We start from the raw sequence: 22,824 nt of genomic DNA, 5'->3' as shown, positions 1-22,824 counted from the left end.
CCGAACCGTCTTGAGGAGAACCGCATGAGCCGCGTGCTGCTTGCCGGAGAGTCGTGGATCAATGCCGCGACGGACTACAAGGGCTACGACGCCTTCCCGCACGCCCAGCTGGAGATCGGCTGCGCCAAGCTGCTCGAGGCGCTCGCCGCCGAGGGCCACGAGGTCACCCACCTGCCCTCGCACCTCGTCGCGACCGACTTCCCGTCGACGCTCGAGGAGCTCGACGCGTACGACGTCGTCCTGCTCTCGGACATCGGCGCCAACACCCTGCTCCTGCCGCCCGTCGTGTTCTCCGAGGGACGCCCCTTCCCGAACCGCATCAAGCTCCTCGCCGAGTGGGTGCGTCGCGGCGGCGGCCTCATGATGGCCGGCGGCTACCTCAGCTTCCAGGGCTTCCAGGCCAAGGCCAACTACCACGGCACCGCGGTCGAGGCCGTGCTGCCCGTCGAGATCCTCCCGTACGACGACCGCGAGGAGACCCCCGAGGGCATCGGCGGCGTCCTGACCGAGGTCGAGCACCCCGTGACCGCGGGCCTCGACGCCGAGTGGCCCATCCTGCTCGGCTACCAGAAGCTCACGGCCAAGGCCGACGCGACCGTCCTCGCCACGATCGAGGGACGCCCGCTCGTCGCCGTGCGCACCGAGGGCGAGGGGCGCACGCTGGCCTTCGCGTCCGACATCTCCCCGCACTGGGCCCCCCGCGAGTTCATGGAGTGGTCCGGCTACCCGAAGCTCTTCGGCCAGGCCGTGACCTGGCTCGCGGGCTGATGAGCACCGACCACGGGAGCGGGGGCGCCCCGGCCCCAACTCCCGAGATCACGGTCGTCGGCAGCCTCAACATGGACGTCCGGCTGACCGTCGACCGGATCCCGCGCTCGGGCGAGACCATCAGCGCGACCGGGCTCAAGCGCTCGCCCGGCGGCAAGGGGGCCAACCAGGCCGTCGCCGCCGCGCGGCTCGGCCGCCGCGTCGCGATGGTCGGGGCCGTCGGGGACGACGACGCGGGCCGCGAGATCACGGCCCGGCTCGTGGCCGAGGGGCTCGACGTCACGTCGGTCGCGACGTCCGAGGAGCCCACCGGCACGGCCGTGATCCTCTGGGAGCAGCCCGAGTCGACCATCGTCATCGAGGCGGGCGCCAACGCCGACGTGGACGAGTCGTTCGTCGACTCGCGGGACCCCGCGGTGCGAGCCGTCGCCGACGCGCAGGTCGTGCTGTGCCAGTGCGAGACGCCGCTCGGCTCGCTCGCCGCGGTCACGCGCCTCGCGACCGGGACCACCATCCTCAACCCGGCCCCCGCGATCCCGGTCCCCGCCGAGATCCGCGACCGGTTCGACGTCCTGGTCCCCAACCGGTTCGAGCTCGCGACCCTCGCGGGAGCGGGCGAGGCCCCCGAGTCCCTCGCGGACGTCGTGGCCATGGTGCGCGGGCTCGCCTTCCCGGGCGACGTCGTCGTGACCCTCGGGGCCGACGGCTCGGTCGTGGTCCCGCGCGACGGCCTCCCGACCCCCGTCCCCGCGGTGCGCGTCGACGCGATCGACACCACGGCCGCGGGCGACAGCTTCTGCGCAGCGCTCGCCGACGGGCTGCTGCGTGGTGAGGACCTCGTCGGGGCAGCCCGCTGGGCTGCCCGCGTCGCGGCCGTCACGACCACTCGCGACGGGGCGATCGAGTCCCTGCCGCTCGCCGACGAGGTCCCTGCAGCCCTCCCGGAGGACGTCGCACCGGGGCAGTGACCCGCTCGGCCCAGCACGACCCGCACGACCGCACGACCCCCACCCAGCCCGACCACTCAGCGTCGACCCAGGGCTGGCCGTTCGATCGGTCCACCGATCCGACGTACCGTCGAAAGATGAAAGGCACGGCCAAGCAATGAAGCACACCACGCCGGAGACCGCCTCCCGCTCGGGAGGCGCCCAGACGGCCGCCCCGTCGCCCCAGCGCAGCAAGGTCAAGAGCACCGCGACCGCGCTCCTCGTCCTCGCGACCGTCCTGGCCGGGGCCCTGGGCCCCATGCAGGCGGCGGTCAACGGTCAGCTCGGCAAGACGATCGGCGACGGCCACGCGGCCGCCCTCATCTCGTTCGGCACGGGCCTGGTCCTGATGTTCGTCATCGTGTTCGCGCGTCCCGTGACGCGTCGCGAGGCGCTCGCGATCCCGCGCCTCATCAAGGGCCGCACGATCCCGTGGTGGAACTTCCTCGCGGGCCTGTGCGGTGCGGTCATCGTCCTGTCCGAGGGCGTGACGGTCGGCGTCCTGGGCGTCGCGACGTTCCAGATCTCGCTCATCTCGGGTCTCGTCATCTCGGGCGTGATCTGCGACCGCCTGGGCGTCACCGCCTCGGTCAAGCAGCCGCTCACGTTCTTCCGCCTCGCGGGCGCGGTCCTCGCGATCGTCGCGACCGTCATCGTCATCTCGCCGAACTTCTCGGCCCCGCACACGATCGCCCTCGCGATCATGCCGTTCGTCGGTGGCCTCCTCGCCGGGTGGCAGCCCGCGGGCAACGCGGCCGTGGCCGACGCCACGGGCTCGATGCTGGTCTCGATCGGCTGGAACTTCCTGGTCGGCTTCACGGCCCTGGGCATCGCCTACGCGATCCGCGCCATGACCTCGGGTGTCGACTTCCAGCTCCCCGGCTCGTGGTGGATGTACCTGGGCGGCCCGCTCGGCCTGCTCTCGATCGCGCTCATGGCGCTCCTGGTCCGCGGGCTGGGCCTGCTGCTCCTGGGCCTCGCGTCCACCGCGGGTCAGCTCGTGGGCTCGCTCCTCATCGACGCGGCCATCCCCTCGCTCGGCCACACGATCTACGCCGCCACGATCATCGGCACCGTGATCGCGCTGATCGCCGCGGTCATCGGCATGATCCCGTCGGGGAAGTCGCCGGAGACGACCGCGGACACCGCAGTGGCCGCCGCCGTCGGCGGTGGTGAAGCAGGAGAGGTGAGCCCGCGATGAACGTCACGCCGGTCGGGTTCGTCCAGACGGTCACCGGACCCGTCGCCGCGCAGGACCTGGGGCTGACCCTGCCCCACGAGCACCTGTTCAACGACCTCTCCGGTGTGCTCGACGCGCCGAGCTACGAGTTCTCCCAGGCCGTGGTCCGCGAGCCGGTGTCCGCATCGGTCGCCTGGGCGCTGCGTCAGGACCCGTACTGCTGCGCCGACAACATCGCCGACAAGCCGGTCGCCGCCGTCGAGGCCGAGATCCGCAGCTTCGCGGCCCTCGGCGGCCGGACCGTCGTGGACGCGACGTCGAGCGAGTCGATCGGGCGCAACCCCGAGCGCCTGGCGGACGTCGCGAGCCGCACGGGCCTCAACGTCGTCATGGGGGCGGGCGCCTACCTCGAGAAGTTCGAGGGCGAGCGCATCACGGTACAGGCCGTGGACGCGCAGGCCGCAGCGATCTCGCGCGAGCTCTCCGACGGCGTGCGGGACACGGGCATCCGCCCGGGCGTGATCGGCGAGATCGGCGTCTCGCCGGACTTCACCGCGGGGGAGCGGGCGTCGCTGCGGGCCTCGGCCCTGGCGCAGCTCGAGCACCCGCAGGTCGCGATGCAGATCCACCTGCCCGGGTGGCAGCGTCGCGCGCACGAGATCCTCGACCTCGTGCTCGACGAGGTGGGAGTGCGGCCGGAGAAGGTCGTGCTGTGCCACATGGACCCCTCGGCCGAGGACCCCGAGTACCAGCGGGCCGTCGCGGAGCGGGGCGTGTGGCTCGAGTTCGACATGGTCGGCATGGACATCACCTACCCCAAGGAGGGTGTCTCGCCCGACCCGCACACGACCGCGGGCGCGGTCCACCGGCTCGTCGACCTGGGGTTCGCGGGGCAGGTGCTCCTGAGCCACGACGTGTTCCTCAAGCAGATGTGGGTGCAGAACGGCGGCAACGGCTTCGCGTACGTGCCGACCGTCTTCACCGAGATGCTCGCCCGGCGCGGCGTCGAGCGCGAGGTGCTGCGTCGGCTGACGCACGACAACCCGGCGGCGATGCTGACGGCGTGACCGGGGGCGACGGCGTGACCAGGTGACCGCGAGGTAGAACGTGCTGCGCGAGGTAGTGCGCGGTGCGTTCTACCTCGCGCAGCATGTTCTACCTCGGCCCAGGCGTCCCCGCCCCCGGCGGCCCCACCCGGCCCGACGGCGGGGCGAGCGTCGAGCGGTCGGCGCGCGACGTCGTCGGGCCGGTGGAAAACTCGGCCCATGCGATTCCGGACGACGATCCTCCAGAGCGGCAAGACGGCCACCGGCATCCCCGTGCCCGACGACGTGGTCGCCGCGCTCGACGCGGGCAAGCGCGTCCCGGTGCGCGTCACGCTCGGCGGGCACACCTACCGCAGCTCGGTCGCGCCGTACCAGGGGCGGTTCATGATCGCGCTCAGCGCGGAGAACAGGGAGGCCGCCGGGGTATCGGGCGGCGACGAGGTGGACGTCGAGATCGAGGTCGACGACGCACCGCGTGAGGTCACCGTGCCCGACGACCTCGCGGCAGCGCTCACGGCCGAGGCGCGTGCGGCGTTCGACGGGCTGTCGTTCAGCCGCCGGCGCGCGCTGGTCGAGCCGATCGAGGCCGCCAAGACCCCCGAGACCCGGCAGCGGCGGATCGACAAGGCCGTCGCGGAGCTGGCTCCCGGCGCGTAGGCCCCACGACGGAGATCCCGGGCAGGGCCGGGGCAGGACGACGGTCAGCCCCGGTCCCCGGGGGCCTCGCGCAGCTCGCCCTACTTCGAGCCCGCCGCCCCACCCAGCAGCGCGAACGCGCTCTCCGCGGTGTCGACCAGCACCATCGGGTTCGCGAGCACGGCCGGGTCCGTGGCCGCGAGCTGCACGGTCACGACGTACGTGTCGCCCGCGGCGTCCTCCGCGAGCCACGAGCCCGCCAGGACGCCGGGCGCGCTGCCACCCTTGAACGCGACGTAGGGCCACGCCGTCGTGTCGACCTCGATGCCGGGGTTGGCCGAGAGCACCTCGCGCACCACGGGGTCCTGCTCGCCGCGGTCGTGCAACCAGACGTGCGCGGCGCACAGGTCCGACGACGTCGCGAACCAGTCGACGTCGTCCTGCCACACGGGCGTGGTCACTCCCGCGGGGTCGACGGCGAGGGGCCCGCCGGGCAGCGCGTCGAGCATCGCGCGCCGTCCCGCGGTGTCGGCCGCCGCCCACCCGGTGGCCTGCGACGGCGAGCCCCAGGCGATCGCGAACGCGTCGCGGGTCGTGAGGAACGGGGTGTTGAGCGACGGGTCGGCGTGCCCCAGCGTGGCCTGCGCGCGTTCGACGGCGTCACGCCCCACGGCCTGGACCAGCAGGTCGGTCGCGGTGTTGTCGCTGATCGAGATCATGAGCTCGGCCGCCTCGCGCACCGTGACCGCGGTGCCCGTGGGCGCGTCCTGGAGCTGCCCCGAGGGCAGGGACCGCACGTCGTCGGTCACGGTCAGCTCGTCGTCCCAGGTCAGCGTCCCGGCCTCGACGGCCTGCGACACCGCGCCCAGCACGTAGAGCTTGAAGATCGAGCCGAGCGGCAGCACCTCGTCCGGGTCCGAGCCGCCGGGAGCCTCCTCGACCGCCTGGCACGTCCCGTTGTCCAGGACCTGGGCCACGAGCAGCGAGCTCTGCGCGTCCACGGCGTCGAGGCGTTCGCCCAGCTCGTCCCAGCTCGCCGCGGGCTCGCGGTGCGGGTCGTCGCCCGGGCCGAAGAACAGGGTCTCGATGCGGCTGTCCGCGTCGACACCGATCTGCATCGTGAAGAACTGCCCGCTCGCCCCGACGATCGTCAGCGCGGCCTGCTTCTCGCCCGCGTCGACGACGTCGACCGAGACCGGCACCCATTCCCGGTCCGCGCGGAGCTGGTCCAGCACGGGCACGAGCTGGGCGGCGGGCACCTGGTCCAGGAACGTCCGGGCGAACCGCCGATCGAGCGTCGCGGCATCGGGGGACGCGTCCGCGTTGAGCACCTCGAGCACCCAGGCGGCCGCCTTGCCGACCGTGCCGCCCGGCAGCGCGACCGCGGTCGGGGCCACGCTCGGCGAGGGCGACACCTCGGAGCCGTTCCCGGACGACGAGCACCCGGTCAGTGCGAGCCCCACGACGAGGAGGCCTCCTACGAGGGGTGAGCGACGGCGTCGGGCGGCAGGAGAGGAGGGCATCGAGACACCCTACGGAACATCCGTGACGCGGCGGGCGCTGACCCGCCGGAGCCGCCCGACCCCGACCTCAGGACGCGCGGGCCGCGAGCCGCGTCACGACGCGCTTGGCCTCGCGCCCCGCGAAACGGCGGGCGAACACGCTCGCGGCCGCAGCGGCCGCGGCGAAGGTGACGGCGCTGATGATGCTGACCTCGGGGTCGTCCAGGTCCTTGGGGGCGTCGTGCCCCGTGGCCTTGGCCCACGCGAAGCTCACGACCTTCTGCGCGACCCAGCCCGCGGCCAGCGTCAGGGCGACGGTCGCGACCTTCTCGGTGAGGGTCTGCTCGTTCTCGGCCATGTGGACCTCCAGGTGAGGGTGAGGCGGGCGGGGCGCGCCGCGCGTCGTGAAGGTGCCCGACGGCGGAGCTCAGGTCCCACCGTAGCCGTCGCCCGGGGCGGGGCGCGCCCCGGGCGAGACCACACGCCGGACCCCTGCCTGCGCCGTCGGACCGCGGTGTAAAGTCGCAGGTGAACGACAGGGGAGCGCCGACCGCCCGGAGACAACGGGCAACAGGCGCTGAGAGTGCGGACCACCGCAGACCCTCGAACCTGATCCGGTTAGCACCGGTGGAGGAAGTCGGGCTTCTCCAGCCTCGCTCACGGGACCTCCCGTGCGCGAGGTCCCCCTCCTGTGACGTCCAAGGAGGACACATGAACACCATCAGTACCCGCCGCGGCACCGCCCGCACGATCGGCCTCGGCCTCGTCGGCGGGCTCAGCGCGCTGGCCCTCACGGCCTGTGCCGGCACGACCGACACGGGCGCGGGCGACACCTCGTCGAGCGCCGAGGCGAGCACCGTCACGCTCGTCACGCACGACTCCTTCAACGTGAGCGAGGACGTCCTCGCCGCGTTCGAGAAGGAGTCCGGGCTGACCGTCAAGCAGGTCGCTCCCGGCGACGGCGGAGCGCTCGTCAACCAGCTCATCCTGACCAAGGACGCGCCGCTCGGCGACGTCGTGTTCGGCATCGACAACTCGTTCGCGACCCGCGCGATCGACGAGGGCGTGCTCGAGCCCTACACGCCCTCGGGCCTCGCCGACTCGGCGACCCAGTACGCCGTGGGCGACGGCGAGCTCACCCCCGTGGACCTCGGCGACGTCTGCGTCAACGTCGACCGCGCCTGGTTCTCGGCCGCGGGGATCCCCGAGCCCACGACGCTCGACGACCTGACCGAGCCCGCGTACAAGGACCTGCTCGTCGTGACCAACCCCGCGACCTCGTCGCCCGGGCTGTCGTTCCTGCTCGCGACCGTCGGCGCCTACGGCGAGGACGGCTGGGAGGGCTACTGGAGCAAGCTCAAGGACAACGGCGTCAAGGTCGCCGACGGGTGGTCCGACGCCTACTACGTCGACTTCTCCGGCTCCGAGGGCAAGGGCCCACGCCCCCTCGTGCTGTCCTACTCGACGTCGCCCGCGTTCACGGTCACCGAGGACGGTACCGAGACCACCACGGGCGCGCTGCTCGACACGTGCTTCCGCCAGGTCGAGTACACGGGCGTGCTGGCCGGGGCCAAGAACCCCGAGGGCGCCAAGAAGCTCGTCGACTTCCTCGTGAGCGACGCGTTCCAGGCCGACATCGCCGACAACATGTACATGTACCCGGCGGACGCGGACACCGAGCTGCCCGAGGGCTGGGCCGAGTTCGCGCCCCTGTCCCCGTCGCCCTTCGAGGTCGCCCCCGCCGACATCACGGCCCACCGCGACGAGTGGATCAAGGCGTGGACGTCGACGGTGATCGGCTGAGCACGATGCCCGTGAGCCGCGGCCTGCCCGCGGCCGTGCAGCGCGGCGGGCGGGTCCTCCTGTGGGGGCTCGCCGCCGGGCTGCCGCTGCTCTTCCTCGGGGTGTTCTTCGCGTGGCCCGTCGTGACGCTGATCGCGCGCGGGTTCGTCACCAACGGCTCCCTCGACCTCTCCGGCTTCGCCGAGGTGTTCTCCGAGCCGCGGACCTGGCGGATCATCGGGCTGACGCTGTGGCAGGGCGTGCTCGGCACCGTGATCTCGGTGCTGCTCGGCGTGCCCGGCGCGTACGTGCTCTACCGGTGCCGGTTCCGGGGGCGCACGTTCCTGCGGGCGTTCGTGACGGTGCCGTTCGTGCTGCCGACCGTCGTGGTGGGAGTGGCGTTCCGCTCCCTGCTGGTCGAGGGCGGGCTGCTCGGGTTCCTGCGGCTCGACGGGACGTTCGGGGCGATCGTCCTGGCCCTCGTCTTCTTCAACTACTCGGTCGTGGTCCGGACCGTCGGCGGGCTCTGGGAGCACCTCGACCCGCGTGCCGAGGAGGCGGCCCGCGCCCTGGGGGCCTCGCCCTGGCGGGCGTTCCGGTCCGTGACGCTGCCGTCGCTGGCCCCGGCCATCGCGTCGGCCGCGTCGATCGTGTTCCTGTTCTGTGCCACGGCGTTCGGTGTCGTGCTCGTCCTGGGCGGGGTCCAGTATGGGACCATCGAGACCGAGATCTGGATCCAGACGACCCAGTTCCTCGACCTGCGCGCGGCCGCGGTGCTCTCGGTCGTGCAGCTCGTGGTCGTGGTGGTCGCGCTGAGCGTGGCCAACCGGACCCGCGCCCGGCGCGAGCGCGCGCTCAACCTCTCCGCGGCGACGTCCGCGGCCCGGCCGCTGCGCCTGCGGGCCGACGCGGTCCCGCTCGCGGTGACCGCCGTCGTCGTGCTGGGCCTGATCGCCCTGCCGCTCGTCAACCTCCTCGTGCGCTCGTTCCAGACCCCCGACGGCTGGAGCCTCGCGAACTACGCGAACCTCGGCACGACCGGCGGCCGCAACGCCCTGAGCGTGACCGTGTGGGAGGCCACGGCCAACTCGGTGCGGACCGCCGCGATCGCGACGCTGCTCGCGGTCGTGATCGGCGGGCTCGTCGCGCTCGTCGTCTCGCGACGGCCTCGGTCGCGCACGGGTCGTCGGGCGATCAGCGCGCTCGACTCGGTCTTCATGCTCCCGCTCGGCGTCTCGGCCGTGACGGTCGGGTTCGGGTTCCTCATCACGCTCGACAAGCCGCTCGGGATCGACGTGGACCTGCGGACCTCGGGGTTGCTCGTGCCCATCGCGCAGGCGGTCGTCGCGATCCCGCTCGTGGTCCGGACCGTGCTGCCCGTGCTGCGCGCGATCGACCCGCGGCTGCGCGAGGCCGCAGCGACGCTCGGGGCGTCGCCCGCTCGCGTGTTCGCCGCGGTCGACGGCCCCATCGCGGCCCGGTCCCTGGGTCTCGCGATCGGGTTCGCGTTCGCGGTGTCGCTCGGCGAGTTCGGGGCGACGTCGTTCCTGGCCCGGCCCGACGCGGCCACGCTCCCCGTGGTCATCTTCCGGCTCATCGGCCGGCCCGGGGCGGAGAACTACGGCATGGCACTGGCCGCGAGCGTCGTCCTCGCGGTCCTCACGGCAACGGTCATGATGGTGGCGGAACGCCTGCGCGGCGACCGCTCGGCAGGAGAGTTCTGATGGACGGAGCCACGGTGGTGGAGCGAACGACGGACGGCTCGGCTGAGCCGCACGTGCCGCACGACCCGAGCGGGAGCACGGCGGGCCGAGGGCTCGCGGTGCGCGACGTCGTCGTGCACTACCCCGACCCGGCCTCCTCGAAGGGCCCCGGGACCACGGCCGTGCGCGGAGTGAGCCTCGACCTCGCGCCGGGCGAGGTGCTCGCCCTGCTGGGGCCGAGCGGCTGCGGCAAGTCGAGCCTCCTGCGCGCCGTCGCGGGGCTCGAGCCCGTCGCGGGCGGGAGCATCGCGTGGGACGGGCGCGACCTCGCGGGCGTGCCCGTGCACCGGCGCGGGTTCGGGCTCATGTTCCAGGAGGGGCAGCTCTTCCCGCACCGGGACGTCGCGGGGAACGTGGCGTTCGGCCTCCAGATGGCGGGCCTCAAGCGGTCCGCGGCGGCGGGCAGGGTGGCCGAGCTGCTCGACGTCGTCGGGCTCGCCGGGTACGCGCAGCGGCCCGTCGCGACGCTGAGCGGTGGCGAGCGCCAGCGCGTCGCGCTCGCGCGCGCCCTGGCACCCGAGCCGCAGCTCCTCCTGCTCGACGAGCCGTTGTCGGCGCTCGACCGGGGGCTGCGCGACCGGCTCGCAGGCGACCTGCGCGCGGCGCTCGTCGCGACCGGGACCACCGCGCTGTTCGTGACGCACGACCACGACGAGGCCTTCACCGTCGCCGACCGCGTGGCCGTCATGGACGCTGGGCGGCTGCTCCAGGTCGCGGCGCCCGAGGACCTGTGGCGCGCTCCCGCGTCGCGGCGGGTCGCGGAGTTCCTCGGGTACCAGGCGTTCGTGGCGCTGGGGTCGGTGGGGGGATCTGTGGGGGGCTCCGAGGCGGCTCGTGGGGCTGATCGGTTGTCAGAACGTGGCCGGGGTATGCCGCGGGGTGGTTCTGACAACTCCTCGGCGGCGGGTGGTGAGCTGCTCGCGATCGGCCCGACAGGGCTCGTGCTCGTGCCCGGTGCCCACGCCACGGATGAGTTGTCAGAACGTGGTCGGGGTATGGACCGGGGTGGTTCTGACAACGCATCCAGGGCATGGTCCGCGAACGGCACGGTCGTCCGCAGCGCCTTCCGGCGCGGACGCACCGAGGTCACGGTCGACGTCGACCTGGGGGCCGGCCCGCAGCGCGTGGTCGCGCTCGGCATGCCGTCGGCGACACCCGTGCCCGACGGCGCCACGCACCACTCGTTCGCCCCCGCACCGGGGGAGCGGGTCCGGGTCGCGCTCGACCTCGCGGGCTGTGCGGTGGTGCCGGCGGACTCGTAGCCCGGCGGACGTGGTGTGCCGACAGGCACCCGGTATCGGCACCCCCCACCCTGCGACCGCCCGTCCCCCGCGTTAGCGTCGAAGCATGAGCGACGCCACGATCGACCACGTGACCGACCGTACCGAGGAGCACGACGGCAAGGCCGCGAAGATCCTGTACCGGCCGTTCGGGCTGATCAGCTCGATCATCGGCGGCCTGGTCGCGGGCCAGGTCTTCAAGCAGGTCTACAAGCGGGTGTCTCCTGGCCACCGCAAGGACGCACCTACGCCACTGCAGTCGGAGTACCCGCTGCGCGAGATCCTGATCGCCGCACTGATCCAGGGCGCGGTGTTCTCCGGGGTCAAGGCCCTGATCGACCGTGGCGGGGCGCGTGCCTTCCAGAAGTGGACGGGGGAGTGGCCGGGGGACTGAGCCACCCCGGCGCGTCGGCCCGGAGCACGCCTGGACGACGGCTCACGCGCCCCCGGCGTCCCGCACCAGCACGGCGAGCTGCGTCCGGTTCTCGAGCCCCAGCTTGTCCAGGACGCTCGACACGTGCGCCTTGACGGTCGGCACGCTGAGGTAGAGCTCGCGCCCGACCTCGGCGTTGCTCGCGCCGCGCCCGACGGCGAGCGCGACGTCACGCTCCCTCCCGGTCAGCCGGTCGAGCGACGCCCGCGCCCGTGCCCGCGCCTCGCCGACCGAGGCGGCCGAGGCCATGAGCCGCCGCGCGACGTCGGGGGACAGCACCGGTTCGCCGGCCGCAGCCGCGAGGACCGCTGCCGCGATCCGGGCCGGAGGCATGTCCTTGAGGAGGTAGCCGGCGGCGCCGGCGCGGAGCGCTCCGAGCACCTCGTCCTCGGTGTCGAACGTCGTGAGCACGACGACGGCGGGCGGGTTCGTCCGGGCGCGCACCCTGGCGGTCGCGGTGATCCCGTCGACCCGCGGCATCCGCAGGTCCATGAGGACCACGTCGAGGGGGTGGGCGTCGAGGAGGCCAGGGACCTCCGCGCCGTCGGCGGCCTCGCCGACCACCTCGATGCCCAGCGTGCCGTGCAGCATCATGCGCAGGCCGGACCGCACCAGGGCGTCGTCGTCGACGATGGCGATCCGTACGGGTCCGGTCATGAGCCCCACGGTAGCGACACCGTGAGCCGGAACCCGGCACCCTCCGGGAGCGGCCCGGCGAGCACCTCGCCGCGCAGCAGCCCGGCCCGCTCGCGGAGCCCGACGAGCCCGGTCCCCGTCCCCTGGAGCGAGGGCGCGTGCCCGGGGGAGGGGCCGTCGTCGGACACGTCGACCCGGACCTCGCCCGGCACGACCACGACCGCGACGCGGACCGCGCTGCCGGGAGCGTGCCGTCGGGCGTTGGTCAGTCCTTCCTGGACCGCGCGGAAGGTCGCTGCCTGCACGGTGGCCGGGACCGCGGTGAGGTCGCCGTCCAGCTCCCAGTCGACCGCGACGCCCGCGAGCCGGGACTCGTCGACGAGCCGGGCCACGTCGGCAGGCCCGGGAGCCGGGCGCAGGGCGTCGGGCTCTGCGCGCAGCACGCCCACCACGTCCCGCAGCTCCTCGAGAGCGGCGCTCACGCCCTCCCGGACCAGGCCGGCGGCACGGGCGACCTCCTCGGGCGGGGAGTCGGGCCGGAACTCGAGCGCCCCCGCGACGGTCGCGAGCAGCGACAGCCGGTGCGCGAGCGTGTCGTGCATCTCCCGGGCGATCCGCGTGCGCTCCGCGGCGCGGGCCTCCCGCACGCGCAGCTCCTGCTCACGCTCGGCCCGCCGTGCCCGCTCGCGCAGGTCGACGACGACCTGAGCCTTGGCCTGGGCGAACGCCCCCCAGCCGACGAGTGCGGCGTGCACCGCGGCGTCGCACAGCAGCCACCAGCCGAGCGGGAGGCCCGTCGGGCGCCACAGCGCCTGGACCGCGTGGCCCGCGAAGCCCGCCGCAGCGACGAGCACCGCGACACGCAGGGGCCGACGGCGGGCGACCTCGAGCGTCGCGACGGTGGATGCGGGCGTCGCCGCGGGGGACAGGGCTGCAAGTGCCGCCAGCACGAGGGCCGGCACCACGGGGTCGCCGAGCGCCGCCCCCGCGCCGCCCCGACGCCCGCGGGGTGTCCACCACAGGAGCGGGCTGAGGGCCACAGCGACCAGTCCGACGACGACGTCCAGCACGACGCGCGGCCCGGGCTCGCCCGGCAGGGCTCCCCACAGCATCAGGGCGGTGAGGGCGCCGACGGCGAGCACGGCCCCGGTCAGCACGCCCCGGGAAGGGGCCCGCGGCGGAGAGCATTTCTCGTTCGGGTAGCTGTTCATGCCGCCACCCTAGGAACGGGCGCGCTGCCGTCACCACCGACTTTCGGAGGGGGGAGCGGGCCGTCGGTCGTGAGGGGCGAGCCGTCGGGAGGGTCCGGCGAGGGAGGCCCGGGAGACACGGTGGGGACGTCGGCCGAGGGGTCGGCGCGGGCCCGGACGGGGCCCGATCGATCGGAGGGAGACGTCATGGACGCGTACCGGACAGCAACGAGCGGGGCGGCCGAGCGCACGGGCCAGGGGCGCACGAGGAAGGTGCCCGGATGGAGCGTGCCGCTGCTCGCCGCGGCGGCAGGGGTGGTCGTGTGGGGAGCCGGGACGGCGCTCGGCGTCGAGGCCGTCGTGCGGGGCGGAGCCGGTGACACGGTGATCGGACCGGTCTCCGTGATCGTCACCTCGCTGCTCGTCGGTCTCGCGGGCTGGGGTGTCCGTGCGGTGCTCCGACGGTTCGGCACGCCGCGGGCCGGGAGGACCGCAGGTGAGCGGACCTGGATGGTGACCTGCGGCGTCGTGCTCCTGGTGTCCCTGCTCGGACCGCTGGGTGCGGCGGGCGTGTCCGCGACCGTGCTCCTGGCCGCTCTCCACGTCACGGTCGGGGCCGTGGTCGCGCTGGGCCTGCGGCGCTGAGCCCACGTGGCCCGACGGCACGCCCCCCGCGCGCGCAACGCGCCGGGGTGCGTGCCACGGTGGGAGGCAGGGACCGATGAGTTCGGCAGCGTCGCCCGGTCTCAGCAGACGTACCCGCAGACCCCCGAAGGGACCTCATCATGGCGAAGCTCGTCTCCACCTTGTTCAGCTCGCTCGACGGCGTCGTCGAGATCGACCCGACGTGGCACTTCCCGTACTTCGACGAGCACATGGGCGCCGCGGTCGACGAGGACTACACGGGCGTCGACACCCTGCTGCTGGGCCGCGTCACGTACGACAGCTTCGCGGGTGCCTGGCCCGGCCGCGAGGAGGCCGGCGAGGAGGACGCGGTGTTCGCCAAGCGGCTCGGCGACCTGCGCAAGGTCGTCGCGACCCGGGGCGACGCGGACCTCGGCTGGCGCAACGTCGAGAGGATCGACGGTGACCTGGTCGAGGCCGTGACCACGCTCAAGGAGACTCCGGGCATCGCCAAGGTCCTGGTCGCGGGGTCGATCTCGGTGGTCCGCCAGCTCCTCGCGGCCGGGCTCGTGGACGAGCTGAGCCTCCTGGTCCACCCTGTCGCGGCCCGCAAGGGCGAACGGCTCTTCGACGAGGGCGACACGATCTACCCCCTGCGGCTGCTGCGCTCCGAGGTCTTCCCCACGGGCGTGGTCCACCTGGTCTACGGGCCGGCCGAGCTGCCCGGGAGCGAGGGGTACGACGAGGCCAAGGAGCACGTGCCGGGCGAGGCCTGAGCCTGCTGGAGGGGTGCCGAGCACGAGGTTGCGGTCGTTCTGGGCATCAGAACGACCGCAACCTCGTGCTCGGCACCAGCAGTCCGAGCGTCAGCTCCGCTGCTCGAGGTACCACCCGATGAGCGCCTGCGTCGACGGGTCCTGCGCAGCCAGCGCGGTGGCGTCGCCCGTGACCGCCGGGGCGATCTCGTTCGCGAGCTTCTTGCCGAGCTCGACGCCCCACTGGTCGAACGAGTCGATGCCCCACACGACGCCCTGGACGAACGTGATGTGCTCGTAGAGCGCGATGAGCTGGCCCAGCACCGAGGGCGTGAGCGCGGGCGCGAGGATCGACGTCGTGGGGCGGTTTCCCGAGAACACGCGGGCGCTCACGAGGTCCTCCGCGGTCCCCTCGGCCCGGACCTCGTCGGCGGTCTTGCCGAACGCGAGGGCCTTGGTCTGCGCGAAGAAGTTCGCGAGGAACAGCGAGTGCACGTCGACGGGCTCGTCGCCCGCCGCGGTGTCGACGAGCGGGTGCGCGGGGTTCGCGACGGCGATGAAGTCCGCGGGGACCAGACGCGTGCCCTGGTGGATGAGCTGGTAGAACGCGTGCTGGCCGTTGGTGCCCGGCTCGCCCCAGAAGACCTCGCCGGTCTCGGTCGTGACGGGGGACCCGTCCCAGCGCACCGACTTGCCGTTGGACTCCATGGTCAGCTGCTGCAGGTACGCGGGGAAGCGGTGCAGGTACTGCGCGTAGGGGAGCACCGCGTGCGTGTGCGCCCCGAGGAAGTTGACGTTCCACACGTTGAGCAGGCCCATGAGCGCGGGCACGTTCTGCTCGATCGGGGTGGTGCGGAAGTGCTCGTCGATCGCGTGGAAGCCTGCGAGGAACTCCTCGAAGCGCGCCGGGCCGATCGCGATCGCGAGCGACGTCCCGATCGCCGAGTCGACCGAGTAGCGCCCGCCGACCCAGTCCCAGAAGCCGAACGCGTTGGCGGGGTCGATCCCGAACGCGGCGACCTTGTCGAGGGCCGTGGAGACCGCGACGAAGTGCTTGCCGACCGCGGCCGTCCGGGCCTCGTCCGAGTCGTCGAGAGCGTCGACCGCCGCGAGCTCGGTCCAGAGCCAGTCGCGCGCGAGGCGTGCGTTGGTCAGGGTCTCGAGCGTCCCGAACGTCTTGGACGCGACGATGAACAGCGTGGTGCGCGGGTCGAGGCCCGCGGTCTTCTCGGCGACGTCGGTCGGGTCGATGTTGGACACGAACCGGACGTCGAGGTCCTCGGCCTTGTAGGGCAGCAGGGCCTCGTAGGCCATGACGGGGCCCAGGTCCGAGCCGCCGATACCGATGTTCACGACCGTGCGCACGCGCTCGCCCGTGACGCCCGTCCACTCGCCCGAGCGGACCTTCTCCGCGAACGCGTAGACCTTGGCGAGCTCGCGGTGCACGTCGGCGTCCACGTCCTGGCCGTCGACCGTCAGCGCCGGCGAGGCTCCGGACGGACGCCGCAGCGCGGTGTGCAGCACGGCGCGGTCCTCGGTCACGTTGATGTGGTCGCCGCGGAACATGGCGTCGCGGCGTCCGGCGAGGTCGACGTCCTGTGCGAGGCGCACGAGGAGCGCGATCGTCTCGTCGGTCACGAGGTTCTTCGACAGGTCGACGTGGAGGTCCGCGGCGTCGAACGTGAGGCGCGCGGCGCGGCCCGGGTCCTGGGCGAACCATGCGCGCAGGTCCGGGTTCAGTGCGGCCTGGTGTGCCGTGAGGTCGGCCCAGGAGGGAGTGGTGGTGGCGTCGATCGGCGGTGTGCTCGCAGTGCTCACGATGGTCTCGCTGCTCCCTGGTCGGTGGGGGTCTTCGGGGGTCGCCCGGGTCTTGGCCGGACCCGACAACCGTAGGCTGCGACCTGCGGGGTTGTCCTGGTGGCTCACGGTGCGAGCGGTTGTGAGGTGCGGTGCCGGACAGTCGGGCGCGCCCGACGGCGGATCGTCCGCCGGGTGCGCCCGTCGCCGCGCGCGGGCGGCAGGGTCTGCGACAGCCGCAGGACCGTCAGTCGAGGCGCTTCTGCCAGACGGCCGCGACCCCGACGGGCTCGAAGCCGAGCGCGACGTTGATCGCGAGCATGTGCTCGTTCTCCTGGGCGTTCCACGTGTTGATGCGGCGTTCGCCGGGTCGTCGATCCTCGTAGGCGCGCAGGTTGGCGACCTTGACGAGCATCCCGAGCCGGTGGCCACGGTGCTCGCGCAGCACGAGCGTGTCCTCCTGGAACGCGAAGGGCACGTCGGGGACGGGCATCTGCAGCACCGAGAAGGCCGCGAGCGTGCCCGTGGGTGCGTGCTCGGCGACCGTGATCAGCACGTGCTGGTGCCGGCCGGCGAGGTCGCGCAGGTGGCTGCGGACGCGTGCGGCGTCCCAGCGGCTCTCCGCGACGTCGAGGCCCGCGTTGGGGATGTCGGTGCTCATGCGCGTCCACAGGACCGCGACCTGGTCCTCCCACGCTGTGGGCACCTCGTCCCACCAGGTGTGCAGCCGGTAGTCGTCGCCGGCCGCCTCGGTGGACTGCGCGCCGAGCGCGTCGAGCAGGGTGGGGTCGACCGGGAGCCTCAGCACCGAGGCGCGCTCGACCTGCTCGAGCGTGAAGCCCCGCCCGAGCGCGAAACGTGCCGGGCGTGACGCGACGGGCACGCGGCCCGCGCCCGTCGGTGCGTCGAGGGCGTCGGGACCGGGGGACGGCTCGGGAGAGTGGTTGCTGAAGGTGATGACCGTGGTCCGGTCCGCGGCGCGCGCGATCTCCTCGACCCGTGCCAGGAGGGTGTTGCCGATGCCCTGGCCCTCGAGCCCGGGGCGCACCATGAGCGTGACGTACGCGAGGTGCGTGTTGCTCACGGTCGCGAGGTTGACGATCGCGGCACCGCCCACGTCGCGGGGGGCCGGGGTGTCAGGGGTGAGCGGCCCGCCGTCGCCGGGTCCGTCGCCGCCGCCGGCGGCGTCGGCCGTCCCCGGAGCCCCTCCAGGAGTTTCTCCGGGGAGCGCGACGACCAGGACCTTGCGCTGGTACTCCTGCTGCTGGAGCGCCCCGTGGATCACGGGCAGGGGAGCCCACCAGTCGGTCCAGCCCCAGGTCGCGAGCTGCACGTCGTGCTCGATCTCGCTGTACGCCTGGTACGCCCAGATGTCGGGGTGCTCGAGCGTGGGCGGGACGGGAGGGGCGTCGACCGCGCGCCAGGTCGTGCCTGCGGGGGCCGCGGCCCTGGGGGAGGTCTCGGTGCTCGTCATGTGCCCTACTCTTGCGCGACCAGGTCCGCGCGGGCCAGACAATAACGACACATCGCCCCGTCGGTCAGGCGAGCCGCAGCTGCCACTCCGCGTCGACGCTCGCGACCTCGAAACCGAGCGCCTCGTTGATCGCGAGCATGTGCCGGTTCTCCTGCGCGTTCCAGGTGTGGATGCGCCGCGACGAGGGCCGCACGCGCGCGAGCTCGTCGAGCACCGCGATCTTGACGAGCATCCCGAGCTGGTGGCCCCGGTGCTCCCGCAGCACCAGGGTGTCCTCCTGGACGACGACCTCGGGCCGGTCGTGCGGGTAGGAGACCATCGAGAACCCGGCCAGCCGTCCGGTCGCGACGTGCTCGGCGACCGCGATGAGATACCCCTGCCCTCGGTCGGCGAACGACCGGGAGGCCGCGCGGACGCGGTCCGCGTCCCACGGGTCCTCCTCGAGGTCGAGCCCGCCCGAGGGGGCGTCGGTGCTCATGCGGGTCTCGAGCACGGCGAACTCGTCGATCCAGTCCTCCGGGACCGTGTCCTGCCAGAGGTGGACCCGGTACCGGTCGGCGGCCGCGGCACGGGCAGCCTCGCGCAACCGGGCCACGACGTCCTGGCGAGGAGGCAGCGAGATCGCCGAGTGCCGCATGACCTGCTCGAGCGAGAACCCGCGAGAGAGCGCGAAGCGGGTGCCCGGGTCGTCGAGCGGGACGCGTCCGCTCCCGGTCGGCGACTCGAGCGCGCCGGGCCCCGCCGGGGGTTCGGGCGAGTGCGACGAGTCCGACAGGATCACGGTGCGTCCGGCCTCCCGCGCGATGCGCAGGCCCTCCTCCCAGAGCGCTGTACCCACGCCTTGGCCACGGTGGTCGGGGTCGACCCCGGCGTACACGATCGCGACGTGCGTGTTCCCCTTCTGGGGAAGGCCCACCATGCCGCGCCCGACGACGTCGCTCGCCGCCGGGGTCCGGTCCGGTTCGCCGCCACGGGCGCCGTAGGCCACCGCGACGAGCCGGACGGTCTTCTTGTACTCCTGCTGGGCCGTCATGCTGACGAGCGTGGTCGCGGCGTCCAGCGCGAGGTCGGTGTGCCCGTGGATCTCCCGGTCGACGGCCTCTCCCACACGGACGGTGCCGTGCACGCCCCACGCCTCGGGTGCGTCGAGCGAGTCCGGGACCGGCACGCGCAGGACGCGCCACGCCGTCGGGCCGGAGACCTGGTCCTCCGCAGGGATCGCGGTCTGCGACGGGCCGCTCACGCGCCCACCCGCTTCTGCCAGCCCGCGTAGCCGCCGGCAGGCGTGAAGCCCAGGTCGATGTTGATCGCGAGCATGTGGTCGTTCTCCTCGGCGTTCCAGGTGTGGATACGTTCGGTCGCGGGCCGGCGCACGGCGAGCTCGTCGAGGTTCACGACCTTGACGAGCATCCCGAGGCGGTGGCCGCGGTGCTCGCGCAGCACCAGGGTGTCCTCCTGGAAAGCGAACGCGGTGCGGTCCTTGGGGTAGGCGAAGACCGAGAACGCGGCGAGCGTGCCGGTCGGGACGTGCTCGGCGACCGTCATGAGCAGCCCGTGCCCCTTGCCGAGCAGCTCGTCGACCCAGACGCCCACGCGCTGCGCGTCCCACGGGTCCTCGCGGAAGTCGATGTCGCCCACCGGGGCGTCGGTGCTCATGCGCGTGAACAGCGTCCCGACCTGCTCGCGCCGGTCCGGGGGGACGTCGTCCTCCCACACGAGCGTGCGGTAGTCGGGGCCGGCTGCCACGACCGCGCCTGCCCGCAGGCGGTCGAGCAACGCGGGGTCGACGGGCAGCGGCAGGACCGAGTGCCGCTCGACCTGCTCGAGGGCGTAGCCCTTGCTCGCGACGAAGCGCGGCCCGGGGGCGTCCGCAGGGACGCGCCCGGCGCCCGTGCGTGCCTCGAGGGCGCCCGGTCCGGGCGGCGGCTCGGTGCCGTGCTGGGTGTCCGTGAACAGGACTGTCCGGCCCGCGTCGACGAGGATCTTCTCGCCCGTCTCCCACAGTGCGCTCCCGATCCCGTGGCGTCGGTGCGCGGGTCGGACCTGCACGGACAGCTCGCCCAGGTGCGTGTTGCTGCTGGTCGGCAGGGCGACGGCCAGGTGGCCGAGCACGTCCTGCGGCCGCGGGGTCCCGGGGGCGTCCGAGCGGACGGCGACGACGCGCTGCTTGGTCGTGTACCGCTGGCTGTTCATCCCGGCGAGGACGTCGCGCGCCTCGTCGGCGAGGTCGTCGTAGCCGTGGGCCTCGGTCGTGACCTCGGCCTCGACCTGGGCGATGCCGAGGTAGGCCCAGGCGTCGGGGGCGTCGAGGCTCGTGGGGTGCGGGGCCTCGAGGACGCGCCAGGTCGCCGTCGACTCGGTGGGGGAGCTCATGGTCCCAGCGTCCTCCGCGGGGTGGGAGCGGTCCACGGTATTTCGAGGGGTGTGTCCGCGTCGCCGGACGGCCCGGCCCGTCGAGGGGCCGGGCCGTCCGGGGTGTTGCGGTGCGCCGCGGGGAGCCGCCAGGTGCCCGACGGCGGAGCGAGCGTCAGGCCTTCGACCTGCGGCCCGAGATCAGGCCCCAGATGAGCAGCACGACGAGCGAACCGATGAAGGCCCAGAACCAGGTCGAGAAGGACCAGAACTCCTGGTTGGGGTCGGAGCCGAAAGCCCTGCCGATGAATCCACCGACGAACGCCCCGACGACGCCGACGATCAGCGTCACGACCCAGCCTCCACTTGCCCTACCAGGCATGATGGCGCGAGCGATGGCTCCCATGATGAGGCCGATGACGATCCAGGACAGAATCCACATAGCCACTCCGTTCTCCGGGCGACGACCCGGACGGTGCGAGTGCGGCCGGGTGGCGTCGGTTCCCGTTCACCGTGGCACGGTTGCGCGGGGTTCGCACGCCCAAAGACGACATTCGCCGCAGTGGCGCTCGGCGCCGTCGGGCGTGACGGCCGGTCCCGCGCAGGCCGGGAGCCGCCTACGCTGGGGTGGTCCGACGTCGGGAAGGGAAGTGGCCATGCGGGTCGACAGCTGGCTCTGGGCGGTCCGCCTGACCAAGAGCCGATCGGTGTCCACGGCCGCGTGCCGCGCCGGGCACGTCAAGGTGAACGGGACGCGGGTCAAGCCCGCCGCGAACCTCAAGGTCGGCGACACCGTGACCTACCGCGGTGAGCGTGAACGGATCGTCGAGGTCGTCCAGCTCCTCGCCAAGCGCGTCGGTGCGCCCGAGGCCGCGAAGGCGTACGTCGACCACAGCCCACCGGTGCTGCCGCGCGAGGCGGTGCCGTTCGTGCCGGTGCGCGACCGCGGGGCAGGGCGCCCGACGAAGCGAGAACGACGCGAGATCGACAAGCTGCGCGGGCGCGACCTGCCCCCGGTGGGCTGGGTCGACGAGGACGACTAGTCGACCCCGAACTCCATCGCGGCGCGGTCCAGCGCCTCGTCGAGCTCGGACGAGGACGTGCCGCGCGACGCGATGGCCTCGGCGCCGCCCTCGGGCATCTGGCCGATGAGCTCGGTCTGTCCCGTCCCGATCAGCGCCGCGTGCTGCGCGCCGACCATGCCGAGACCCGCGTACTGCTCGAGCTTGGCGCGCGAGTCGGCGATGTCGAGGTTGCGCATGGTGAGCTGGCCGATCCGGTCCGTGGGACCGAACGCCGAGTCCGTCGTGCGCTCCATCGACAGCTTGTCGGGGTGGTAGGAGAAGTTGGGGCCCGTCGTGTCGAGGATCGAGTAGTCCTCGCCGCGACGCAGGCGCAGCGTCACCTCGCCCGTGATCGCCGCACCGACCCAGCGCTGCAGGGACTCGCGGATCATGAGGGCCTGCGGGTCGAGCCAGCGGCCCTCGTACATGAGGCGGCCCAGGCGACGGCCGTCGTTGTGGTAGCTCGCGACCGTGTCCTCGTTGTGGATCGCGTTGACCAGACGCTCGTAGGCGATGAACAGCAGCGCCATGCCCGGGGCCTCGTAGATGCCGCGGCTCTTGGCCTCGATGATCCGGTTCTCGATCTGGTCGGACATGCCGAGCCCGTGGCGGCCACCGATCGCGTTCGCCTCCATGACCAGGGCGACGGCGTCGTCGAACTCCTGACCGTTGATCGCGACCGGGCGCCCCTTCTCGAAGCGGATCGCGACGTCCTCGGTCGCGATCTCGACCGAGGGGTCCCAGAAGCGCACGCCCATGATGGGCTCGACGTCCTCGAGGCCCGTGTCGAGGTGCTCGAGGGTCTTGGCCTCGTGCGTCGCACCCCAGATGTTGGCGTCGGTCGAGTAGGCCTTCTCGGTGCTGTCGCGGTACGGCAGGTCGTGCGCCAGCAGCCACTCCGACATCTCCTTGCGCCCACCGAGCTCGGTGACGAAGTCGGCGTCGAGCCACGGCTTGTAGATGCGCAGGTTCGGGTTGGCGAGCAGGCCGTAGCGGTAGAACCGCTCGATGTCGTTGCCCTTGAACGTGGAGCCGTCGCCCCAGATCTGGACGTCGTCCTCGAGCATGGCCCGCACGAGCATGGTGCCGGTCACGGCGCGACCGAGCGGGGTCGTGTTGAAGTAGGAGCGCCCGCCCGAGCGGATGTGGAACGCGCCGCACGTGATCGCGGCCAGCCCCTCCTCCACGAGCGCTGCGCGGCAGTCGACGAGACGGGCCAGCTCGGCACCGTAGGCCATGGCGCGGCCCGGCACGGAGTCGATGTCCGGCTCGTCGTACTGCCCGATGTCAGCGGTGTAGGTGCAGGGCACCGCACCCTTGTCGCGCATCCACGCGACGGCGACGGAGGTGTCGAGACCCCCGGAGAAGGCGATGCCGACGCGCTCGCCGGCCGGAAGTGAAGTGAGTACCTTGGACACGACTCAATTATATGCAGACGATTGCATATTCATGCAATCGGAACGGGGAGAGGGCCCGCCCGGGGCCGCCTGCTGATCCAGGCGGGCTCCGGACGGGCCCTGGCGATGCTCCCGCCGTCACGTTCTCCAGCGCGTCGA

The 22,824-nt window shown here is 73.0% G+C and carries 22 protein-coding genes and 1 riboswitch; of the genes, 12 read left to right on the top strand and 10 right to left on the bottom strand.

Annotation, left to right across the window (positions count from 1 at the left end; genetic code table 11):
* Nucleotides 1-24: 24 nt before the first annotated feature.
* The 5 genes from ASE15_RS02210 to ASE15_RS02190 all read left to right on the top strand — a co-directional run bounded on the left by ASE15_RS02210 (nucleotide 25) and on the right by ASE15_RS02190 (nucleotide 4,637).
* Nucleotides 25-768 carry a glutamine amidotransferase gene (locus tag ASE15_RS02210; protein WP_056644776.1) on the top strand — a complete coding sequence of 248 codons (744 nt, stop codon included), beginning with the start codon at nucleotides 25-27 and terminating at the stop codon, nucleotides 766-768.
* The gene (locus ASE15_RS02205; RefSeq protein ID WP_056644778.1) at nucleotides 768-1,736 is read left to right on the top strand and encodes a ribokinase; all 969 of its coding nucleotides are present in this window, start codon (nucleotides 768-770) and stop codon (nucleotides 1,734-1,736) included. The genes ASE15_RS02210 and ASE15_RS02205 overlap by 1 nt, the downstream gene beginning before the upstream one ends.
* A 136-nt stretch (nucleotides 1,737-1,872) precedes the next feature.
* Entirely contained in the window at nucleotides 1,873-2,955 is a 1,083-nt protein-coding gene (locus ASE15_RS02200; RefSeq protein WP_068627678.1) for a DMT family transporter, read from the top strand.
* On the top strand, nucleotides 2,952-4,001 hold the full coding sequence (locus ASE15_RS02195) for a phosphotriesterase (RefSeq protein ID WP_056644783.1): 1,050 nt from the start codon (nucleotides 2,952-2,954) through the stop codon (nucleotides 3,999-4,001). Before ASE15_RS02200 ends, ASE15_RS02195 begins: the two co-directional genes overlap by 4 nt.
* A 198-nt stretch (nucleotides 4,002-4,199) precedes the next feature.
* Nucleotides 4,200-4,637, top strand: coding sequence for a YdeI/OmpD-associated family protein (locus tag ASE15_RS02190; RefSeq protein ID WP_056644786.1), 438 nt, complete (start codon nucleotides 4,200-4,202; stop codon nucleotides 4,635-4,637).
* An 80-nt stretch (nucleotides 4,638-4,717) separates the two neighbouring features.
* On the opposite strand, the gene ASE15_RS02185 is transcribed toward ASE15_RS02190, so the two are convergent.
* Together ASE15_RS02185 and ASE15_RS02180 are read right to left on the bottom strand one after the other, a co-directional pair.
* The gene (locus tag ASE15_RS02185; protein ID WP_082608369.1) at nucleotides 4,718-6,139 is read right to left on the bottom strand and encodes a serine hydrolase; all 1,422 of its coding nucleotides are present in this window, start codon (nucleotides 6,137-6,139) and stop codon (nucleotides 4,718-4,720) included.
* A gap of 67 nt (nucleotides 6,140-6,206) precedes the next feature.
* Nucleotides 6,207-6,476 carry a DUF4235 domain-containing protein gene (locus ASE15_RS02180; protein ID WP_056644793.1) on the bottom strand — a complete coding sequence of 90 codons (270 nt, stop codon included), beginning with the start codon at nucleotides 6,474-6,476 and terminating at the stop codon, nucleotides 6,207-6,209.
* Nucleotides 6,477-6,645: 169 nt separating this feature from the next.
* Nucleotides 6,646-6,771: riboswitch (TPP riboswitch) on the top strand.
* A 58-nt stretch (nucleotides 6,772-6,829) separates the two neighbouring features.
* Here ASE15_RS02180 and ASE15_RS02175 point away from each other — a divergent pair.
* From ASE15_RS02175 to ASE15_RS02160, 4 genes are all read left to right on the top strand, one after another.
* Entirely contained in the window at nucleotides 6,830-7,921 is a 1,092-nt protein-coding gene (locus tag ASE15_RS02175; RefSeq protein WP_056760910.1) for a thiamine ABC transporter substrate binding subunit, read from the top strand.
* A 5-nt stretch (nucleotides 7,922-7,926) separates the two neighbouring features.
* Nucleotides 7,927-9,624: an iron ABC transporter permease gene (locus ASE15_RS02170; protein ID WP_056761439.1), complete on the top strand. Its 1,698-nt coding sequence runs from the start codon at nucleotides 7,927-7,929 to the stop codon at nucleotides 9,622-9,624.
* On the top strand, nucleotides 9,624-10,925 hold the full coding sequence (locus ASE15_RS02165) for an ABC transporter ATP-binding protein (RefSeq protein WP_082618109.1): 1,302 nt from the start codon (nucleotides 9,624-9,626) through the stop codon (nucleotides 10,923-10,925). Before ASE15_RS02170 ends, ASE15_RS02165 begins: the two co-directional genes overlap by 1 nt.
* 85 nt (nucleotides 10,926-11,010) lie before the next feature.
* Nucleotides 11,011-11,337, top strand: coding sequence for a DUF4235 domain-containing protein (locus tag ASE15_RS02160; protein ID WP_056760907.1), 327 nt, complete (start codon nucleotides 11,011-11,013; stop codon nucleotides 11,335-11,337).
* Between the two features lie 42 nt (nucleotides 11,338-11,379).
* Here the strand turns inward: ASE15_RS02160 and ASE15_RS02155 are convergent, their stop codons facing one another.
* Together ASE15_RS02155 and ASE15_RS02150 are read right to left on the bottom strand one after the other, a co-directional pair.
* Nucleotides 11,380-12,033: a response regulator transcription factor gene (locus tag ASE15_RS02155; RefSeq protein WP_056761433.1), complete on the bottom strand. Its 654-nt coding sequence runs from the start codon at nucleotides 12,031-12,033 to the stop codon at nucleotides 11,380-11,382.
* A complete protein-coding gene (locus ASE15_RS02150; RefSeq protein ID WP_056760904.1) occupies nucleotides 12,030-13,223 on the bottom strand; it encodes a sensor histidine kinase in 1,194 nt (397 codons plus the stop codon). Before ASE15_RS02150 ends, ASE15_RS02155 begins: the two co-directional genes overlap by 4 nt.
* Before the next feature lie 186 nt (nucleotides 13,224-13,409).
* On the opposite strand from ASE15_RS02150, the gene ASE15_RS02145 reads away from it, so the two are divergent.
* Together ASE15_RS02145 and ASE15_RS02140 are read left to right on the top strand one after the other, a co-directional pair.
* Entirely contained in the window at nucleotides 13,410-13,847 is a 438-nt protein-coding gene (locus tag ASE15_RS02145) for a DUF6069 family protein (RefSeq protein ID WP_056644803.1), read from the top strand.
* 140 nt (nucleotides 13,848-13,987) lie between these two features.
* Nucleotides 13,988-14,602: a dihydrofolate reductase family protein gene (locus tag ASE15_RS02140; protein ID WP_056644805.1), complete on the top strand. Its 615-nt coding sequence runs from the start codon at nucleotides 13,988-13,990 to the stop codon at nucleotides 14,600-14,602.
* A 90-nt stretch (nucleotides 14,603-14,692) separates the two neighbouring features.
* Here ASE15_RS02140 and pgi read toward each other — a convergent pair whose 3' ends face one another.
* From pgi to ASE15_RS02115, 5 genes are all read right to left on the bottom strand, one after another.
* Nucleotides 14,693-16,399, bottom strand: coding sequence for a glucose-6-phosphate isomerase (gene pgi, locus ASE15_RS02135; protein ID WP_200955867.1), 1,707 nt, complete (start codon nucleotides 16,397-16,399; stop codon nucleotides 14,693-14,695).
* 226 nt (nucleotides 16,400-16,625) lie between these two features.
* Nucleotides 16,626-17,852 carry a GNAT family N-acetyltransferase gene (locus tag ASE15_RS02130; protein WP_056760900.1) on the bottom strand — a complete coding sequence of 409 codons (1,227 nt, stop codon included), beginning with the start codon at nucleotides 17,850-17,852 and terminating at the stop codon, nucleotides 16,626-16,628.
* Nucleotides 17,853-17,916: 64 nt separating this feature from the next.
* The gene (locus ASE15_RS02125; protein WP_056644814.1) at nucleotides 17,917-19,095 is read right to left on the bottom strand and encodes a GNAT family N-acetyltransferase; all 1,179 of its coding nucleotides are present in this window, start codon (nucleotides 19,093-19,095) and stop codon (nucleotides 17,917-17,919) included.
* Nucleotides 19,092-20,225 (bottom strand): GNAT family N-acetyltransferase, encoded by a 1,134-nt coding sequence (locus tag ASE15_RS02120; protein ID WP_157277097.1) that lies wholly within the window; start codon nucleotides 20,223-20,225, stop codon nucleotides 19,092-19,094. The genes ASE15_RS02125 and ASE15_RS02120 overlap by 4 nt, the downstream gene beginning before the upstream one ends.
* Nucleotides 20,226-20,379: 154 nt before the next feature.
* Nucleotides 20,380-20,646, bottom strand: a complete 267-nt coding sequence (locus ASE15_RS02115; RefSeq protein WP_056644819.1) for a GlsB/YeaQ/YmgE family stress response membrane protein — start codon at nucleotides 20,644-20,646, stop codon at nucleotides 20,380-20,382.
* A gap of 214 nt (nucleotides 20,647-20,860) precedes the next feature.
* Between ASE15_RS02115 and ASE15_RS20635 the strand changes: the two genes are divergently transcribed.
* Complete coding sequence (locus tag ASE15_RS20635) at nucleotides 20,861-21,247, top strand: RNA-binding S4 domain-containing protein (protein ID WP_056646500.1); 387 nt, start codon at nucleotides 20,861-20,863, stop codon at nucleotides 21,245-21,247.
* On the opposite strand, the gene argG is transcribed toward ASE15_RS20635, so the two are convergent.
* A complete protein-coding gene (argG, locus tag ASE15_RS02105; protein WP_056644822.1) occupies nucleotides 21,244-22,686 on the bottom strand; it encodes an argininosuccinate synthase in 1,443 nt (480 codons plus the stop codon). The two genes, ASE15_RS20635 and argG, sit on opposite strands and share 4 nt — an antisense overlap.
* Nucleotides 22,687-22,824: the final 138 nt, after the last annotated feature.

This window comes from Oerskovia sp. Root22, from assembly GCF_001429135.1.
In the GTDB taxonomy this organism is placed as follows: Bacteria; Actinomycetota; Actinomycetes; order Actinomycetales; family Cellulomonadaceae; genus Oerskovia; species Oerskovia enterophila.
The sequence above is the reverse complement of the archived record's forward strand: the minus strand, read 5'-3'. Positions and strand labels throughout refer to the sequence as shown.

What these genes read in the sequence shown, in the direction of transcription:
- ASE15_RS02180 (WP_056644793.1), bottom strand. Translation starts at nt 6,476, where the DNA reads ATGGCCGAGAACGAGCAGACCCTCACCGAGAAGGTCGCGACCGTCGCC.
- ASE15_RS02115 (WP_056644819.1), bottom strand. Translation starts at nt 20,646, where the DNA reads ATGTGGATTCTGTCCTGGATCGTCATCGGCCTCATCATGGGAGCCATC.
- ASE15_RS02185 (WP_082608369.1), bottom strand. Translation starts at nt 6,139, where the DNA reads ATGCCCTCCTCTCCTGCCGCCCGACGCCGTCGCTCACCCCTCGTAGGA.
- ASE15_RS20635 (WP_056646500.1), top strand. Translation starts at nt 20,861, where the DNA reads ATGCGGGTCGACAGCTGGCTCTGGGCGGTCCGCCTGACCAAGAGCCGA.
- ASE15_RS02200 (WP_068627678.1), top strand. Translation starts at nt 1,873, where the DNA reads ATGAAGCACACCACGCCGGAGACCGCCTCCCGCTCGGGAGGCGCCCAG.
- ASE15_RS02170 (WP_056761439.1), top strand. Translation starts at nt 7,927, where the DNA reads ATGCCCGTGAGCCGCGGCCTGCCCGCGGCCGTGCAGCGCGGCGGGCGG.
- ASE15_RS02160 (WP_056760907.1), top strand. Translation starts at nt 11,011, where the DNA reads ATGAGCGACGCCACGATCGACCACGTGACCGACCGTACCGAGGAGCAC.
- ASE15_RS02130 (WP_056760900.1), bottom strand. Translation starts at nt 17,852, where the DNA reads ATGACGAGCACCGAGACCTCCCCCAGGGCCGCGGCCCCCGCAGGCACG.
- ASE15_RS02155 (WP_056761433.1), bottom strand. Translation starts at nt 12,033, where the DNA reads ATGACCGGACCCGTACGGATCGCCATCGTCGACGACGACGCCCTGGTG.
- ASE15_RS02120 (WP_157277097.1), bottom strand. Translation starts at nt 20,225, where the DNA reads ATGAGCTCCCCCACCGAGTCGACGGCGACCTGGCGCGTCCTCGAGGCC.
- ASE15_RS02205 (WP_056644778.1), top strand. Translation starts at nt 768, where the DNA reads ATGAGCACCGACCACGGGAGCGGGGGCGCCCCGGCCCCAACTCCCGAG.
- ASE15_RS02210 (WP_056644776.1), top strand. Translation starts at nt 25, where the DNA reads ATGAGCCGCGTGCTGCTTGCCGGAGAGTCGTGGATCAATGCCGCGACG.
- ASE15_RS02195 (WP_056644783.1), top strand. Translation starts at nt 2,952, where the DNA reads ATGAACGTCACGCCGGTCGGGTTCGTCCAGACGGTCACCGGACCCGTC.
- ASE15_RS02140 (WP_056644805.1), top strand. Translation starts at nt 13,988, where the DNA reads ATGGCGAAGCTCGTCTCCACCTTGTTCAGCTCGCTCGACGGCGTCGTC.
- ASE15_RS02165 (WP_082618109.1), top strand. Translation starts at nt 9,624, where the DNA reads ATGGACGGAGCCACGGTGGTGGAGCGAACGACGGACGGCTCGGCTGAG.
- ASE15_RS02150 (WP_056760904.1), bottom strand. Translation starts at nt 13,223, where the DNA reads ATGAACAGCTACCCGAACGAGAAATGCTCTCCGCCGCGGGCCCCTTCC.
- ASE15_RS02175 (WP_056760910.1), top strand. Translation starts at nt 6,830, where the DNA reads ATGAACACCATCAGTACCCGCCGCGGCACCGCCCGCACGATCGGCCTC.
- ASE15_RS02145 (WP_056644803.1), top strand. Translation starts at nt 13,410, where the DNA reads ATGGACGCGTACCGGACAGCAACGAGCGGGGCGGCCGAGCGCACGGGC.
- ASE15_RS02190 (WP_056644786.1), top strand. Translation starts at nt 4,200, where the DNA reads ATGCGATTCCGGACGACGATCCTCCAGAGCGGCAAGACGGCCACCGGC.